This window comes from Enterobacter sp. CPE_E890 (genome assembly GCF_046521475.1).
GTDB lineage: Bacteria > Pseudomonadota > Gammaproteobacteria > Enterobacterales > Enterobacteriaceae > Enterobacter > Enterobacter adelaidei.
In genome coordinates, this window is the sequence record NZ_JBKFZW010000001.1 from 485,845 (window position 1) to 501,006 (window position 15,162).

At 53.1% G+C, this 15,162-nt stretch carries 19 protein-coding genes; 12 read left to right on the forward strand and 7 right to left on the reverse strand.

The annotated features are described in order from the left end of the window. The first annotated feature begins 85 nt into the window (after positions 1–85). On the forward strand, positions 86–1,708 hold the full coding sequence (locus ACLHV9_RS02335) for an isovaleryl-CoA dehydrogenase (RefSeq protein WP_108089608.1): 1,623 nt from the start codon (positions 86–88) through the stop codon (positions 1,706–1,708). Here ACLHV9_RS02335 and ACLHV9_RS02340 read toward each other — a convergent pair. From ACLHV9_RS02340 to bsmA, 3 genes are all read right to left on the reverse strand, one after another. Continuing rightward, complete coding sequence (locus tag ACLHV9_RS02340; protein ID WP_407220121.1) at positions 1,705–3,636, reverse strand: methyl-accepting chemotaxis protein; 1,932 nt, start codon at positions 3,634–3,636, stop codon at positions 1,705–1,707. The two genes, ACLHV9_RS02335 and ACLHV9_RS02340, sit on opposite strands and share 4 nt — an antisense overlap. Before the next feature lie 170 nt (positions 3,637–3,806). Next, positions 3,807–4,094, reverse strand: a complete 288-nt coding sequence (gene yjfN, locus ACLHV9_RS02345; protein WP_032666749.1) for a DUF1471 family protease activator YjfN — start codon at positions 4,092–4,094, stop codon at positions 3,807–3,809. A gap of 136 nt (positions 4,095–4,230) precedes the next feature. Next, positions 4,231–4,560, reverse strand: coding sequence for a biofilm peroxide resistance protein BsmA (bsmA, locus tag ACLHV9_RS02350; protein ID WP_028016449.1), 330 nt, complete (start codon positions 4,558–4,560; stop codon positions 4,231–4,233). Positions 4,561–4,697: 137 nt separating this feature from the next. On the opposite strand from bsmA, the gene yjfP reads away from it, so the two are divergent. Beyond that, positions 4,698–5,420 (forward strand): esterase, encoded by a 723-nt coding sequence (yjfP, locus tag ACLHV9_RS02355; protein ID WP_108089446.1) that lies wholly within the window; start codon positions 4,698–4,700, stop codon positions 5,418–5,420. Here the strand turns inward: yjfP and ulaR are convergent. Both ulaR and ulaG read right to left on the reverse strand, forming a co-directional pair. Continuing rightward, positions 5,417–6,172, reverse strand: a complete 756-nt coding sequence (ulaR, locus tag ACLHV9_RS02360; protein WP_028016451.1) for an HTH-type transcriptional regulator UlaR — start codon at positions 6,170–6,172, stop codon at positions 5,417–5,419. The two genes, yjfP and ulaR, sit on opposite strands and share 4 nt — an antisense overlap. A 109-nt stretch (positions 6,173–6,281) precedes the next feature. Then, positions 6,282–7,346 carry an L-ascorbate 6-phosphate lactonase gene (gene ulaG, locus ACLHV9_RS02365; RefSeq protein WP_028016452.1) on the reverse strand — a complete coding sequence of 355 codons (1,065 nt, stop codon included), beginning with the start codon at positions 7,344–7,346 and terminating at the stop codon, positions 6,282–6,284. 358 nt (positions 7,347–7,704) lie between these two features. Here ulaG and ulaA point away from each other — a divergent pair, with 358 nt between their 5' ends. Genes ulaA through ACLHV9_RS02395 form a run of 6 tightly spaced genes read left to right on the forward strand, consistent with a single transcriptional unit; the run spans position 7,705 to position 12,112 of the window. Continuing rightward, positions 7,705–9,105 (forward strand): PTS ascorbate transporter subunit IIC, encoded by a 1,401-nt coding sequence (ulaA, locus tag ACLHV9_RS02370; RefSeq protein ID WP_407220123.1) that lies wholly within the window; start codon positions 7,705–7,707, stop codon positions 9,103–9,105. A 12-nt stretch (positions 9,106–9,117) separates the two neighbouring features. Then, positions 9,118–9,423, forward strand: a complete 306-nt coding sequence (gene ulaB, locus ACLHV9_RS02375) for a PTS ascorbate transporter subunit IIB (RefSeq protein WP_003856022.1) — start codon at positions 9,118–9,120, stop codon at positions 9,421–9,423. A gap of 9 nt (positions 9,424–9,432) precedes the next feature. Then, complete coding sequence (gene ulaC / locus ACLHV9_RS02380; protein WP_028016454.1) at positions 9,433–9,900, forward strand: PTS ascorbate transporter subunit IIA; 468 nt, start codon at positions 9,433–9,435, stop codon at positions 9,898–9,900. Between the two features lie 12 nt (positions 9,901–9,912). Then, a complete protein-coding gene (gene ulaD / locus ACLHV9_RS02385) occupies positions 9,913–10,563 on the forward strand; it encodes a 3-keto-L-gulonate-6-phosphate decarboxylase UlaD (RefSeq protein WP_407220124.1) in 651 nt (216 codons plus the stop codon). A gap of 9 nt (positions 10,564–10,572) precedes the next feature. Continuing rightward, entirely contained in the window at positions 10,573–11,433 is an 861-nt protein-coding gene (locus ACLHV9_RS02390) for an L-ribulose-5-phosphate 3-epimerase (protein WP_028016455.1), read from the forward strand. Continuing rightward, positions 11,426–12,112, forward strand: a complete 687-nt coding sequence (locus ACLHV9_RS02395; protein WP_108089448.1) for an L-ribulose-5-phosphate 4-epimerase — start codon at positions 11,426–11,428, stop codon at positions 12,110–12,112. The genes ACLHV9_RS02390 and ACLHV9_RS02395 overlap by 8 nt, the downstream gene beginning before the upstream one ends. Before the next feature lie 141 nt (positions 12,113–12,253). Here the strand turns inward: ACLHV9_RS02395 and yjfY are convergent, their stop codons facing one another. After that, positions 12,254–12,529, reverse strand: coding sequence for a DUF1471 family protein YjfY (gene yjfY, locus ACLHV9_RS02400; protein ID WP_028016457.1), 276 nt, complete (start codon positions 12,527–12,529; stop codon positions 12,254–12,256). A 345-nt stretch (positions 12,530–12,874) separates the two neighbouring features. Here yjfY and rpsF point away from each other — a divergent pair, with 345 nt between their 5' ends. The 4 genes from rpsF to rplI are packed head-to-tail and all read left to right on the forward strand — an operon-like array spanning position 12,875 to position 14,314. Beyond that, entirely contained in the window at positions 12,875–13,270 is a 396-nt protein-coding gene (gene rpsF, locus ACLHV9_RS02405) for a 30S ribosomal protein S6 (protein ID WP_014830397.1), read from the forward strand. Between the two features lie 6 nt (positions 13,271–13,276). Continuing rightward, the gene (gene priB / locus ACLHV9_RS02410) at positions 13,277–13,591 is read left to right on the forward strand and encodes a primosomal replication protein N (protein WP_008502895.1); all 315 of its coding nucleotides are present in this window, start codon (positions 13,277–13,279) and stop codon (positions 13,589–13,591) included. A 4-nt stretch (positions 13,592–13,595) separates the two neighbouring features. Beyond that, positions 13,596–13,823 (forward strand): 30S ribosomal protein S18, encoded by a 228-nt coding sequence (gene rpsR / locus ACLHV9_RS02415; RefSeq protein WP_000135199.1) that lies wholly within the window; start codon positions 13,596–13,598, stop codon positions 13,821–13,823. A gap of 41 nt (positions 13,824–13,864) precedes the next feature. Next, a complete protein-coding gene (rplI, locus tag ACLHV9_RS02420; RefSeq protein WP_028016458.1) occupies positions 13,865–14,314 on the forward strand; it encodes a 50S ribosomal protein L9 in 450 nt (149 codons plus the stop codon). A 68-nt stretch (positions 14,315–14,382) separates the two neighbouring features. Here rplI and ACLHV9_RS02425 read toward each other — a convergent pair whose 3' ends face one another. Continuing rightward, positions 14,383–15,021: a LysM-like peptidoglycan-binding domain-containing protein gene (locus ACLHV9_RS02425; RefSeq protein ID WP_407220126.1), complete on the reverse strand. Its 639-nt coding sequence runs from the start codon at positions 15,019–15,021 to the stop codon at positions 14,383–14,385. Between the last annotated feature and the right edge of the window lie 141 nt (positions 15,022–15,162).

Here is a 15,162-nt window from a genome sequence, read left to right on the forward strand (position 1 = left end):
GTGTGACTTCACTCCCATGCAGCGTGTATGCGGTCTGTCCATACTTACCTTCATTGCCACCGAGCCACTGAAGGAGGGAGACAGCATGCACTGGCAGACCCATACCGTTTTTAATCAACCAGCTCCACTCTCAAACAGTAACCTTTTCCTCTCTGACTGCGCCCTGCGTGACGCAGTTTCCCGCGAGGGTGCCGAGTGGGATAGTGAGCTGCTCGCCAGCATCGGGCAGCAGTTAGGCACCGCTGAGTCACTGGAGCTGGGCAGGCTGGCGAACGTGAATCCACCTGAGCTATTACGCTATGATGCCACCGGGGAGCGGCTGGATGATGTCCGCTTTCATCCCGCATGGCACTTGCTGATGCAAGGACTGTGTGCCAACCGTGTACACAACCTGGCGTGGGAAGAGGAGGCGCGAAAGGGCTCCTTTGTCGCCAGAGCCGCACGGTTTGTTCTGCATGCGCAGGTCGAAGCCGGCACGCTTTGTCCCATAACCATGACTTTTGCTGCGACACCCTTGCTACAGCAGACGCTCCCCAAAATATTTCATGACTGGCTGACGCCGCTACTCAGCGATCGCTACGATCCTCATCTTGCTCCAGGATCGCAAAAGCGTGGTCTGCTGATCGGCATGGGGATGACGGAAAAGCAGGGCGGATCCGACGTTCTCAGCAACACCACCAAAGCAGAAAAATGCAGCGATGGTAGCTACCGGCTGGTGGGACACAAATGGTTTTTCTCGGTGCCTCAAAGCGATGCGCATCTGGTGCTGGCCCAGGCGAAAGGCGGACTCTCCTGCTTTTTTGTTCCCCGTTTTTTGCCTGACGGACAACGGAATGCCGTGCGTCTGGAGCGGCTGAAAGACAAGCTCGGTAACCGATCCAACGCCAGCAGCGAGGTGGAGTTTCTTGATGCCTCCGGCTGGCTGCTTGGGGAAGAGGGCGAAGGAGTGCGGCAGATCCTGAGAATGGGCGGGCTGACGCGTTTTGACTGCGCACTAGGCAGCCACGGGCTGATGCGCCGGGCGTTATCTGTGGCGCTTTACCACGCCCATCAGCGGCAGACGTTCGGGAAAAACCTTATCGATCAACCCTTGATGCGTGATGTGCTGAGCCGTATGGCCCTGGTGCTGGAGGGGCAAACTGCACTGTTATTTCGTCTGGCGCGGGCGTGGGATAAACGCGCGGATCCGCAAGAAGCCGCCTGGGCTCGGTTGTTCACCCCTGCGGCGAAATTTAGCGTGTGCAAAGCCGGAATCCCCTTTGTGGCAGAAGCAATGGAAGTCCTCGGCGGTATGGGCTACTGCGAGGAGAGCGAACTACCACGACTCTACCGTGAGATGCCGGTAAACAGCATCTGGGAAGGATCGGGCAATATTATGTGCCTGGATGTGTTGCGCGTACTGACTAAGCAGCCCGGTGTCTTCGACCTGCTGACCGACGATTTTGCGCAGGTGAAAGGGCAGGACAGACACTTCGATCGTAGCTGGCGGCAACTACAGCAAAAACTGCGTAAACCTCAGGAGGCACAGGGGCGGGAGATCGCGCAGCAGCTTTTCTTACTGGGTGCCGGGAGCCAAATGCTGCGGCACGCATCGCCACCCGTGGCGCAGGCGTGGTGCCGCATGATGCTTGATACCCGCGGTGGGACGCTGATGAACGAGCAGGTGCAAAGTGACCTGCTGCTGCGTGCCACCGGCAGGGTTGGCTAGTTTTTCAGCTGGAACAAGCTCACCAGTTGGGTGAGGTGTGAACCTTTCTCACGCAGCGTTTGTGCCGTTTGTTCGCTGCGTGAGACGCGATCGGCGTTGATGTGTGATGCTTCGCCAATATGGGTCATAGCAAGATTAACCTGACCGATTCCTGCGGATTGCTCGCGTGACGCGTGGTTAATCTCCATGACCAGCTGGCTGATGTTATCAATATGAAGAATGATGGAGTCCATCGCCAGACGCGTCTGTTCGGACAGCGCGTGTCCTTCACTGACTTTCCTGAGCGTATCGCCAATCAGCTGTTCAATCTCCTTCACTGCGTTAGCGCTACGTCCAGCCAGAGCGCGAACTTCCTGCGCGACCACCGCAAAACCTTTTCCGTGTTCACCAGCACGAGCCGCCTCTACTGCTGCATTGAGCGCCAGGATATTGGTCTGGAAAGCGATTGACTCAATCACGCGCGTGATGTCTTCGATGCGTTTTGACGCTTCCCGGATGTCATCCATGGTGGCAACAGCATGGGTTACCGTCTCGCCACCCTGATGTACCGCGAGCGAGGTTTCACTTACCAACTGCTGTGTTTGCTCCATATTGGCCGCGTTTTGCTGTACGGTTGCGGCCAGTTGCTCCATGCTGGCGGAGGTCTCTTCCACGCTGCTGGCCTGTTTGTTGATCTGCTCTGAAATCTCGCCGGTATCGGAGGCCAGGGCGTTTGTCCCCATATGGATTTCACCTGCCGCTTCGCGAACCTGCAGAACCATTTTTTGCAGTCCGCCACCGATACCATTGATGGCATCAACCAACTGACCAACCTCGTCCTGGCGCGTTACGGGAAGGCTGGAACGCAGATCGCCCGCAGCATACTGACGAGCCAGATGAATCACATTTCTCAGCGGTTGGGTAAGCATCCGACGAATAATCATCACAAAGAGGCCCGCGAAGAGTACAGACAACACCACACCAGCCAGCAGGAAACGGTCACGCAGAGTGGTCACGCTTGAGAGCAGTACGGATTTATCCACTTCGCCGACGATGGTCCAGTTCCAGCCTGGCAGCGGGGTATAGGCCATTTTCACCGTGCGGCCATCTTCAGTGATGCGTTCCAGTGTGCCGGGTTTGTCACTCAGCAGCTGCTGTTGTGTTGCACTGTCCCATTTCGGTAACTGACCCTCCTCGCTGGAATGGAACAGATACTGGCCGTGCGTTTTGCCGTTGCTGCGATCCAGCACAAAGAAGTGGCCGCTCTCACCCAGGCGGCGGTTGAGGATTTTCTCGCGCATGACGTTCCAGGAGCGGGTGATGTCCACGCCGACAAAGACGATCGCAATGATCTGTCCTTCGGCGTTTTTAACGGGCTGGTACTGGGTGATGTAACGCTTGCCAAACAGCAGCGCCAGTCCACGGTAGACTTCGCCTTTGCTTACGGCAGCGAAGGCCGGGCTGGAGACATCCAGAACAGTACCCATTGCACGCTCGCCATTCTCTTTGCGCAGGGAAGTGGCCACGCGAACAAAGTCGTTACCGCTGCGTACAAACAGCGTCGAAATGGCTCCCGTACGATTCAGGAACTCGTCCGAAAGGGTGTTATTTTCATGCAGCCCGGTTTCTCCGCCTTTCAGAAGCGGAACGCTAAGCCCGTTTATCGTCTGGGGTTGGGAACGATCAATATTCAGAGGCTGCGGTAAAAAGGTGGAAAACAGGCGGGTATAACTCTCGACCTCTTCACTCAGGCTGGTGTTAAACATCTGCACCATATCGACCATGCCAGTGGACTGGTTATGCAGATCCTCGACCGCAAGCTCTTCAAGCTGCTGGCTGGCTTTTTGGCTGAGCAGAAAAGTGAAAAGCAAAAACAGTATGGCGACACTGACACCCGTAAGCAGTGACAGCTTCGTACCAAGTCCTGCACGGCGAAAAAAATTGATCATAAATTGCTCATCATTGAAAAGGTATGGTTCTTCAACGGCAGAGCGGGGATGACGTTTATCCCTTTAATGTAACAAAGTGTTATTTAATTGTTTTTAATATGTTTGTTGCGAGGGGAAAAATTTGCAAAAACGAAAAGCCACTAAAAGTAAGTGGCTTTTATTGGGAGGGGTTAAACATAAAGAATGGCCTGTACGCGCCAATGATCAACATGGTTATCTTCCTGCATCTGGATGATTCGATACCAGGAAGCGCCCTGCTCATCGGCCTTCAATGCAACTACACGTTCAACGTCTTGCGGGCTCCCTGAAATATTATTCACGGAGATCTGGCCTATTTCATTCAGACCCGTTACACAATCAGCACTGGCGAATTCTGCTGACTGTGCGGTTGTGCTCACAAGGCCAGCTGAGAGCAACAGAGAGGTCAAAGCAAGAGTTCGTTTCATCGTCAGCTCCATTTCACATATTTCCGGTATCCGCCGGGCAATCCTTCGCAAATAAACTCACTTCCATTGTCGCGGGCATGGAGTTTATTGTGGACAGGAAAATGTCTATGGACGCAAAGCAGTGTAAATGTCGTTCAAAGGAAGACCATTACTTATGGTACAAAATTGCCTGTGAGTACCACTGTCCCGTTATGATGGTTTCATCGATCATAATGATGACGTAATAATCTGCTTTGGCGGCGACGGCTTGTGCTTTTATTGCCTCTTCAGCGTCATCCGGAGAGCCGCGAACCAGCGCGGAGACTGTGCCCATTCGCTGTAATCCTTCCGTCTGATTACGACGAATCTCCTGTGGATGATCGGCGACCGGTGGAGCGGGCTGCGGCGTTCCCTGCAGTGCGTTACAGCCACTGAGCAGAGACACCAGCAATAAAGCAGCAAACCTGCGCATAACCATATCTCGTTTCCTGATAGCCATAGTGTAGTTGTCTGTGAATTTAGTTTTGGGGGAATGTTCCCGAAGTGTTATCTGGGACGTATATTTCGAATGAAAATGACGTGAAAGCGTAACCCAGTTCTCAACATTATGAATCATACATTCGGACAGGGTCGACAATGATTGAAATTGAAATACGCCATCTCGGCGGCCATGAAATTTTACACGCGATACCAGCGGGAAAACGTGATGTGCCGCTGCCTGTTATCGTTTTTTATCATGGGTTTACGTCTTCGAAGCTGGTTTACAGTTATTTTGCGGTGGCGCTGGCTCAGGCCGGCTTTCGAGTGGTAATGCCGGATGCACCTGACCACGGCGCACGCTTTACGGGTAATGAACAGGCGCGGCTTGGACAGTTCTGGCACATTCTGCACGGCAGTCTGACCGAGTTTGCCGGGTTGCGTGATGCGCTCTATGAGGCAGGGCTGGTGGCTGATGATCGTCTGGCCGTGGCCGGGGCGTCAATGGGGGGCATGACGGCGCTGGGGATTATGACGCATCACCCAGAGGTGAAATCCGTCGCCTGCCTGATGGGCTCGGGCTATTTTACCTCACTGGCGAAGACGCTTTTTCCCCCTCAGGATTTAACGGAAATGACCGCGACGCTGGCAGAGTGGGAAGTGACCCGGGTATTGCCGCGTCTTGCCGATCGTCCCCTGTTGCTGTGGCATGGTGACGCGGATGATGTGGTCCCGCCCGATGGAACCTTCCGACTACAGCAGGCGTTAATGAATGAAGGACTGGACGGTAATCTCACCTGTCTGTGGGAAGCGGGCGTCCGCCACCGCATCACGCCCACGGCACTGGACGCCACGGTGGCATTCTTCCGCCAGCATTTTTAAACGCGCAGGACTTTGACGCCCTGATCCTCCAGTTTCTGGAGGATCTCTGGGTTGGCCCCTTTGCCGGTGATCACCATGTCGATCTGTTCGGCGCGGCTGAATAACATCCCTGCGCGCTCGCCCACTTTGCTGCTGTCGACCAGCACTACGAGCTTGCCTACAACGTTGAGCATGTTTTGCTCCGCCATCGCAGTCAACATATCGGTTTTATACAGGCCATCAGCGGTAAGGCCTTTACCGCTGGTAAACATCCAGTGACCGGCATAAAGACTGTTTTCGCTATCCTGTGGGCTGAGAGTGATGGACTGACTTTTATTGTACTGGCCACCCATAATAACGACGCTTTCATGTTCCTGATCGATAAGATAGTTGGCGAGCGGTAAGTAGTTGGTGATGATTTGCACCGGTTTTCCGCACATCTCCCGGCCCAGAAGAAACGCCGTGGAGCCACAGTTGATCACCACGCTTTCGCCGGGATTCACCAGCTGCGATGCGGCTCTGGCAATACGCACTTTTTCATCATGATTTTGTGCCTGATGAATGTTCATTGGCGTCCAGCGCGGGCGTTGTTGGCTGATCGCTTCTGCGCCGTTGCGGACTTTTTTCAGTTTCCCGCTCTCATCCAGCTTGTTGATATCCCGCCGTGCTGTCGCCGGGGAAATCCCTAAATGCTCGATGACTTTCTCGACGGTGATGAAACCTGTTTGCGCCAGGAGTTCCAGGAGAATTTGATGCCGTTGCGCTTCCGTCATGAGCTATTCCGATAAGAATTGATTTGAAAAGATGATATTTGAAATAGCATGAAATTACTAAAATAATTATGGAATCGCCAGACAGAAGTCTGGCGATTTGGCTTCACAATCAGAGGAAGGACTTGAACGGCAGGTCGGGTTCGATGGTGAAGCAATCATCAAAGCCACGCGGGTAGTGATACTCGAGATTGTCTTTGTCCAGTGGCCAGGTGAACTTGCCTCCAACCTGCCAGATGAATGGCTTGAAGCCATATTTCAGACGATCTTTTTTCATCTCCCACAGTACGCGGATTTCCTGTGGGTCGGCCTGGAAATTGGACCAGATATCATGGTGGAACGGGATCACCACTTTGGTGTTCAATGCTTCCGCCATGCGCAGCATATCAGCGCTGGTCATCTTGTCAGTGATGCCGCGTGGGTTCTCGCCGTAGGAGCCCAGCGCCACGTCAATCTGATGTTCATTACCGTGCTTCGCATAGTAGTTGGAGTAGTGAGAGTCACCGCTGTGGTACAGAGAGCCGCCAGGGGTTTTAAACAGATAGTTAACCGCGCGCTCGTCCATGCCATCTGGTAGTACCCCAGCGGCTTTCTGATCGGCAGGCAGAGTAATCAATGCGGTACGGTCAAAGGCATCAAGCGCGTGGATTTCAATGTCTTTAATTTTCACCACATCGCCCGGCTTCATGACAATGCAGCGCTCTTTCGGTACACCCCAGCCAATCCAGAGATCCACGCAGGTCTGCGGTCCGATAAACGGGACGTCATCGGCACAGTTTTGCATGACCGCTGCCGCTACATTTACGTCGATATGGTCGTTGTGATCGTGCGTTGAGAGAACAGCATCGATCTGCCGAATAGCAAATGGATCAAGCACAAAAGGTGTCGTACGCAGGTTTGGCTGCAGTTTTTCCACACCCGCCATACGCTGCATCTGATGGCCTTTTTTCATCAACGGGTTGCCGTGGCTCTGTTTACCCGTACCGCACCAGAAATCGACGCAAATGTTCGCACCGCCCTCTGATTTCAACCAGATACCGGTACAACCCAGCCACCACATTGCAAAGGTACCGGGAGCAACCCGTTCCTGCTCGATCTCTTCGTTCAGCCAGCTACCCCATTCCGGAAAGGTGCTCAGAATCCATGATTCGCGGGTGATGGTGTTTACTTTACTCATCGTTTGACTCCTGGTTTTAATCAAAAGTAATCACAATGTGATTTGTTATGATTAATGCTGGCACCATTTGACGTACTTTGCAACGGTAAAAATGAGGAATTTTATCTGTTCGACTTCACGGATTATCCGCTTTTACCTTGTTAGACTATCTCTTATTAATGATTAATTGCATGAATTATAAAGATTAAATTATTTATCTCAGAGGGCGGTGAAAATCATTACTCACAGCATGGAAATAATTTGCGTGATACGTCACAAATAATCAAGTTCAATCTTGTGGTGATTATTTGTGATTACTAGAGTGATGGCACCAACCACACAGGGATTGCCCCTCGTGTTCTCATTTCTGGAGAGAGTTATGGAGATCCTCTACAACGTCTTTACCGTGTTCTTTAATCAGGTAATGACTAACGCCCCGCTGCTGCTGGGTATCGTGACGTGCCTGGGCTATACCCTGCTGCGCAAGAGCGTCAGCGTTATTATTAAAGGCACGATTAAGACCATCATTGGTTTCATGCTGTTGCAGGCAGGGTCAGGCATTCTGACCAGCACGTTTAAGCCTGTCGTGGCCAAAATGTCGGAAGTGTATGGCATCAATGGTGCGATCTCTGACACATATGCATCAATGATGGCCACCATCGATCGCATGGGTGATGCCTATAGTTGGGTCGGTTATGCGGTGCTGCTCGCGCTGGCGCTGAACATTATTTATGTTCTTCTGCGCCGCATTACAGGCATTCGCACCATCATGCTGACGGGACACATCATGTTCCAGCAGGCGGGGCTCATTGCGGTTTCTCTCTATATTTTCGGCTACCCAATGTGGACCACGATTATCTGCACCGCAGTGCTGGTATCGCTCTACTGGGGTATCACCTCCAACATGATGTACAAGCCAACACAGGAAGTGACTGATGGTTGCGGTTTTTCCATCGGCCATCAGCAGCAGTTTGCCTCCTGGATTGCTTACAAAGTTGCACCGTACCTGGGTAAAAAAGAAGAGAGCGTTGAAGACCTCAAGCTGCCTGGCTGGCTGAATATCTTCCACGACAACATCGTTTCTACGGCGATTGTGATGACCCTTTTCTTCGGCGCCATTCTGCTCTCCTTCGGCATTGATGTAGTGCAGGCGATGGCAGGGAAAACCCACTGGACGGTCTATATCCTGCAGACCGGCTTCTCCTTCGCAGTGGCAATTTTCATCATCACTCAGGGCGTGCGTATGTTCGTTGCCGAGCTGTCTGAAGCCTTCAACGGGATTTCCCAGCGCCTGATTCCTGGCGCAGTACTGGCGATTGACTGTGCGGCTATCTACAGCTTCGCACCGAACGCGGTGGTCTGGGGCTTTATGTGGGGCACTATCGGCCAGCTGATTGCGGTGGGCATCCTGGTAGGCTGCGGCTCCTCAATCCTGATTATCCCAGGTTTTATCCCGATGTTCTTCTCCAACGCCACCATCGGCGTCTTTGCAAACCACTTTGGCGGCTGGCGCGCGGCGCTCAAGATCTGCCTGGTGATGGGCATGGTGGAAATTTTCGGTTGTGTGTGGGCGGTCAAGCTCACCGGCATGAGCGCCTGGATGGGCATGGCGGACTGGTCAATTCTGGCGCCACCAATGATGCAGGGCTTTGCATCCGTCGGACTGGTCTTTATGGCCGTCATCATTCTGATTGCTCTGGCTTATATGTTCTTCGCGGGCCGCGCTCTGCGCGCTGAAGAAGATGCGGAAAAACAAACAGCAGAAATGTCTGCTCATTAAGGAGTTTCGATTATGACCGTACGTATCCTGGCTGTGTGTGGCAATGGGCAAGGTAGCTCCATGATCATGAAGATGAAAGTGGACCAGTTTTTAACCCAGTCAAACATCGATCACACGGTGAACAGCTGCGCAGTGGGTGAATACAAAAGTGAGCTGAACGGCGCGGACATCATCATCGCCTCTACCCACATCGCCGGCGAAATTAGTGTGTCAGGCAATAAATATGTCGTGGGTGTACGCAACATGCTTTCACCTGCGGATTTCGGACCAAAGCTGTTGGAAGTGATCAAAGAACATTTCCCACAAGACGTGAAGTAAGGACGCCACATGAAACTACGTGATTCTCTGGCAGAGAATAATTCCATTCTTTTACAGGCTGAGGCCAGCACCTGGCAGGAAGCGGTGAAGCTGAGCGTGGATTTACTGGTTAAAGCTGATGTTGTCGAGCCACGTTATTACCAGGCCATTCTGGATGGCGTTGCTCAGCACGGCCCTTACTTTGTCATTGCACCGGGCCTGGCCATGCCGCATGGCCGGCCGGAAGAGGGGGTGAAGAAAACCGGCTTTGCCCTGGTGACGCTGAAAACGCCGTTGGTGTTTAACCATGAAGATAACGACCCGGTAGACATTCTTATCACCATGGCCGCTGTTGATGCCAATACCCACCAGGAGGTGGGCATCATGCAGATCGTGAATCTGTTTGATGACGAGGCCAATTTCGACCGTTTACGTGCCTGCCGCACCGAGCAGGAAGTGCTGGATTTAATTGATATCGCCACTGCGGCGGCAGTTTAAGAGGAATTGAACATGTCATTACCAATGTTGCAGGTTGCGCTGGATAACCAAACGCTGTCCCACGCTTACGAAACGACCCGTCTGATTGCAGAAGAAGTGGACATCATCGAAGTTGGAACCATTTTGTGCGTGGGCGAAGGTGTCCGTGCCGTTCGCGACCTGAAGGCGCTCTATCCGCACAAAATCGTGCTGGCGGATGCCAAGATTGCGGACGCAGGCAAAATTCTCTCTCGTATGTGTTTTGAAGCCAACGCCGACTGGGTCACCGTGATCTGCTGTGCGGATCTCAACACCGCCAAAGGCGCGCTGGACGTGGCAAAAGAGTTTAACGGCGACGTGCAGATTGAACTGACCGGCTTCTGGACCTGGGAGCAGGCGCAGGAGTGGCGCGACGCGGGCATTCAGCAGGTGGTTTACCACCGTAGCCGTGATGCACAGGCTGCAGGCGTGGCGTGGGGTGACGCAGATATCAGTGCGATTAAACGTCTCGCTGATATGGGCTTTAAAGTGACCGTTACGGGCGGCCTGGCGCTGGAAGATCTGCCGTTATTCAAGGGTATTCCAATTCACGTCTTCATTGCGGGTCGTAGCATCCGCGATGCTGCCTCCCCGGTAGAAGCGGCGCGTCAGTTCAAACGCTCCATCGCTCAGCTTTGGGGCTAAGGAGCGGGTATGTTGTCAAAACAAGTCCCGCTTGGCATCTATGAAAAGGCACTCCCCGCGGGGGAGTGCTGGCTGGCGCGGTTACGGTTGGCAAAAGAGCTGGGTTTCGATTTTGTCGAAATGTCAGTGGATGAGACAGACGATCGCCTCTCTCGCCTCGACTGGAGCCGTGAACAACGCCTGGCGCTGGTGGGCGCTATCGCTGAAACGGGTGTGCGCGTGCCCTCCATGTGTCTCAGTGCCCATCGGCGGTTCCCGCTTGGGAGTGAAGATGATGCCGTGCGTGCTCAGGGTCTGGAGATCATGCGGAAAGCGATTCGCTTTGCTCAGGACGTCGGCATCCGGGTGATCCAACTGGCGGGTTATGACGTTTACTATCAGGAAGCCAACGATGAAACGCGCCGTCGTTTCCGTGACGGCCTGAAAGAGAGCGTCGAGATGGCAAGCCGTGCGCAGGTGACGCTGGCGATGGAGATCATGGATTATCCGTTAATGAACTCGATCAGCAAAGCGCTGGGCTACGCGCACTATCTGAATAATCCGTGGTTCCAGCTCTATCCTGATATTGGCAACTTGTCGGCATGGGATAATGACGTGCAGATGGAACTGCAGGCAGGTATAGGTCATATCGTGGCGGTTCACGTCAAAGATACGCGGCCTGGTGTGTTCAAAAATGTTCCGTTCGGCACCGGGGTGGTGGATTTCGAACGGTGCTTCCAGACGCTCAAGCAGACAGGGTATTGCGGGCCTTACCTGATTGAGATGTGGAGTGAAACGTCGGATGACCCGGCCGCGGAAGTGGCGAAAGCGCGCGACTGGGTGCGTGAGCGAATGGCGCGGGCGGGTATGCTGGAGGCTGAACATGCTTAAGCTCAAACAGCAGGTCTTTGAGGCCAATATGGATCTGCCGCGTTACGGCCTGGTGACCTTCACCTGGGGTAACGTCAGTGCTATCGATCGCGATCGTGGGGTGTTCGCGATTAAGCCGAGCGGTGTGGCGTATGAAACCATGAAAGTGGACGATATGGTGCTCGTGGATCTCGAAGGAAATGTTGTCGATGGCAAATGGCGACCTTCTTCCGATACGGCCACTCACCTGGCGCTTTACCGGCGTTATCCTTCACTGGGGGGTGTTGTGCATACGCACTCAACGCATGCTACGGCCTGGGCACAGGCGGGTCTGGCAATACCCGCTCTGGGAACTACGCACGCAGATTACTTCTTTGGCGACATCCCCTGTACACGGGCACTTACGCAGGATGAAGTGGAAGGTGAGTACGAACTCAACACCGGTAAGGTGATTATTGAGACCTTGGGAGACAGTGAGCCGCTGCATACACCGGGCATTGTGGTGTACCAGCACGGTCCATTCTCGTGGGGTAAAGATGCCCACGACGCTGTCCATAATGCGGTGGTCATGGAGGAGGTGGCACGAATGGCGTGGATTGCCCGCGACATTAACCCACAGCTTCAGGGCATTGATGATTACCTGATGGACAAGCACTTCAAGCGTAAGCACGGCCCAAACGCATATTACGGGCAAAAGTGAATAAGTGCTCTGGAATACCAAAAAACAGTTGTAACCGGTGGTATTTCAGAGCCATTCATAAAAAAAAGCCCCCGGGCTGGGGGCAAGTTAAACTATGGCTATGTTCTCGTTGTTGGGCTTCCTGGTGCTAGCGTTAAAACGTTATCTGTATATATCTGCACTGGCGTGCATGTTGCCGTTGCTACCGGGTTCACGCATCAGAATGACGTGATAGTATGTAGCACCCTGAGCATCGGTTTCTTTGTTAAGAGCCTGATCTGCTTCACTTTCAGTGGCGAAATTATGATTGATGTAGATTACGCCCAAGCTTTGCACATCATCCATGTTTCTGGCCTGTCGGCTGTCTATTTTGATGGCTGCCATCGCGTTTGCACTGAGCAAAAGCGCAGCCATTATGGCTAATACGATTTTTTTCATGATATGCGCTCCACGACTGCGTGCTGTGAGAGAGTGGTGTGATACTCCTTCTTTAATTCAGATGACCTCTGATTAAAGTGTAATCACTCATTCGGCGGGAAAGCGTGACCATTTCTGATGCTGTTGTTCAAAAAAACAACGCTTTCGGATGTGAATAATTTTAAATCATCCACTTAGACCAGCTTTGCGCTTTGTGCGAATTATTTGTGCAATCAGCTTGAGTTTCCAGGGGTGTACAAGTATTATGACGCGTCAATTTTTCAGCCGACCTTTAACACGTTCCTTGCCTCCCCGGGCCTCGGCTGACCCAGACAGGAGGCTGAATAATCCGTAAGGAGCAATTCGATGCGTCATTACGAAATCGTTTTTATGGTCCATCCTGACCAGAGCGAACAGGTTCCGGGTATGATCGAGCGCTACACTGGTGCAATCACTGCAGCAGCGGGCACGATCCACCGTCTGGAAGACTGGGGCCGCCGTCAGCTGGCTTACCCGATCAACAAACTGCACAAAGCTCACTACGTTCTGCTGAACGTTGAAGCGCCGCAGGAAGTGATCGATGAGCTGGAAACTAACTTCCGCTTCAACGATGCCGTTATCCGCAGCATGGTTATGCGTACTAAACACGCAGTTACCGAAGCATCTCCGATGGTTAAAGCGAAAGACGAGCGCCGCGAGCGTCGCGATGATTTCGCAAACGAAACCGCAGATGATTCTGATGCTGGGGATTCTGAAGAGTAATTTCTGATGACCAACCGTCTGGCGTTGTCCGGCATCGTATGCAGGGCTCCCCTTCGAAAGGTCAGTCCATCAGGAATTCCGCATTGCCAGTTCGTGCTTGAGCATCGTTCTGTGCAAGAGGAAGCCGGGTTTCACCGGCAGGCATGGTGCCAAATGCCCGTTATTATTAGCGGACACGAAAACCAGGCCATTACTCACAGTTTAACGGTCGGTAGTGCAGTAATCGTTCAGGGGTTCATCTCTTGCCACAAGGCAAAGAACGGTCTGAGCAAAATGGTTCTGCATGCCGAGCAGATTGATTTGATAGATTCTGGAGACTAGCCATATGGCACGTTATTTCCGTCGTCGCAAGTTCTGCCGTTTCACCGCGGAAGGCGTTCAAGAGATCGACTATAAAGATATCGCAACGCTGAAAAACTACATCACCGAAAGCGGTAAGATTGTCCCAAGCCGTATCACCGGTACTCGTGCAAAATACCAGCGTCAGCTGGCTCGCGCTATCAAACGCGCTCGCTACCTGTCCCTGCTGCCGTACACTGATCGTCATCAGTAATCGGGCACGGTCCATTAATACGACTTTAAGAGGATAAGGTAATGCAAGTTATTCTGCTTGATAAAGTAGCAAACCTGGGCAGCCTGGGTGATCAGGTAAACGTTAAAGCGGGCTACGCTCGTAACTTCCTGGTTCCACAGGGTAAAGCTGTTCCAGCTACCAAGAAAAACGTAGAGTTTTTCGAAGCACGTCGCGCTGAACTGGAAGCCAAACTGGCTGACGTTCTGGCGGCTGCTAACGCTCGCGCTGAGTCAATCAACGCACTGGGCACCGTTACCATCGCTTCCAAATCTGGCGACGAAGGTAAACTGTTCGGTTCCATCGGTACCCGCGATATCGCTGATGCAGTTTCTGCAGCAGGCGTTAAAGTGGCTAAGAGCGAAGTTCGTCTGCCGAACGGCGTTCTGCGTACCACTGGTGAGCACGAAGTTGACTTCCAGGTTCACAGCGAAGTGTTCGCTAAACTGGTTGTTAACGTTGTAGCTGAGTAATTTTTTACTCTGCTCACGTCGAGACGCCGGCCTTGTGCCGGCGTTTTGCTTTTTAAAGAACTGGGTTCTTAACGTGCCCTGATAAAACTGCCATCTGGCTGACGGGTAAACATCACCTGCTGACCATTTCCCGTATCAATCGTTAGCCCGGTGACCACACCGCTGGCATTCTGACGAATCTGCACCATCTGACCATTTTGCAGGTTGCTGAGCGGCTTACCTGAACCCTCCACCTGCGCCATGGCATACACATCCGTTGGCGGCAGGTTATGGTCGCGGAACAGCTGCGCCAGGGTTTTGCCTGGTTCTACGCGATAAGAGCGCCACTGCTGCTGGATACCGGTGGGCTGCTGCGTCTGTGGCTCAGCAGCGGCCTGTTCCTGCGGCTGTTCATCCTGGACCGGTTCTGGCTCAACTGGCGCGACCTGACCCGGATCGTTAGACGGCGTGACCAGCTGCGTCTGCATGGGTTGTGCATCAGGCTGAGGCCGCGTCTGCGACTGAATGTCCAGCTGTGCATTGCGGGTGACGGGCGCGGTATTGACATCATCGCCGCCGGAAGGAAGCAGGAAGCCCACGATCACCATCAGCGCGCCGATGATGATCCCTCTGCGATGCAGAGGAGGCAGCGGGTCCATGATGCGAAAATTGTCCGGCGCCTGCCAGATTTTCGCCAGGGTAGGTTTCAGTTCAAATCGCCCGGGCATGGCTCTCCTCCTGCTCCGCGTATTTTTTATCCTGTGCTCCGAAGTATAGTTTGCTAACTGCCTGAACGACGTAGCAAACCCGACATCCGTGACATCAGTTCGGGATTAATCCTGGTTATCTCTATTGTTTCTGTTTCGTCG

Coding starts and splice junctions, on each gene's coding strand:
- ACLHV9_RS02335 (WP_108089608.1), top strand. CDS start 86: ATGCACTGGCAGACCCATACCGTTTTTAATCAACCAGCTCCACTCTCA.
- ACLHV9_RS02340 (WP_407220121.1), bottom strand. CDS start 3,636: ATGATCAATTTTTTTCGCCGTGCAGGACTTGGTACGAAGCTGTCACTG.
- yjfN (WP_032666749.1), bottom strand. CDS start 4,094: ATGGAGCTGACGATGAAACGAACTCTTGCTTTGACCTCTCTGTTGCTC.
- bsmA (WP_028016449.1), bottom strand. CDS start 4,560: ATGGCTATCAGGAAACGAGATATGGTTATGCGCAGGTTTGCTGCTTTA.
- yjfP (WP_108089446.1), top strand. CDS start 4,698: ATGATTGAAATTGAAATACGCCATCTCGGCGGCCATGAAATTTTACAC.
- ulaR (WP_028016451.1), bottom strand. CDS start 6,172: ATGACGGAAGCGCAACGGCATCAAATTCTCCTGGAACTCCTGGCGCAA.
- ulaG (WP_028016452.1), bottom strand. CDS start 7,346: ATGAGTAAAGTAAACACCATCACCCGCGAATCATGGATTCTGAGCACC.
- ulaA (WP_407220123.1), top strand. CDS start 7,705: ATGGAGATCCTCTACAACGTCTTTACCGTGTTCTTTAATCAGGTAATG.
- ulaB (WP_003856022.1), top strand. CDS start 9,118: ATGACCGTACGTATCCTGGCTGTGTGTGGCAATGGGCAAGGTAGCTCC.
- ulaC (WP_028016454.1), top strand. CDS start 9,433: ATGAAACTACGTGATTCTCTGGCAGAGAATAATTCCATTCTTTTACAG.
- ulaD (WP_407220124.1), top strand. CDS start 9,913: ATGTCATTACCAATGTTGCAGGTTGCGCTGGATAACCAAACGCTGTCC.
- ACLHV9_RS02390 (WP_028016455.1), top strand. CDS start 10,573: ATGTTGTCAAAACAAGTCCCGCTTGGCATCTATGAAAAGGCACTCCCC.
- ACLHV9_RS02395 (WP_108089448.1), top strand. CDS start 11,426: ATGCTTAAGCTCAAACAGCAGGTCTTTGAGGCCAATATGGATCTGCCG.
- yjfY (WP_028016457.1), bottom strand. CDS start 12,529: ATGAAAAAAATCGTATTAGCCATAATGGCTGCGCTTTTGCTCAGTGCA.
- rpsF (WP_014830397.1), top strand. CDS start 12,875: ATGCGTCATTACGAAATCGTTTTTATGGTCCATCCTGACCAGAGCGAA.
- priB (WP_008502895.1), top strand. CDS start 13,277: ATGACCAACCGTCTGGCGTTGTCCGGCATCGTATGCAGGGCTCCCCTT.
- rpsR (WP_000135199.1), top strand. CDS start 13,596: ATGGCACGTTATTTCCGTCGTCGCAAGTTCTGCCGTTTCACCGCGGAA.
- rplI (WP_028016458.1), top strand. CDS start 13,865: ATGCAAGTTATTCTGCTTGATAAAGTAGCAAACCTGGGCAGCCTGGGT.
- ACLHV9_RS02425 (WP_407220126.1), bottom strand. CDS start 15,021: ATGCCCGGGCGATTTGAACTGAAACCTACCCTGGCGAAAATCTGGCAG.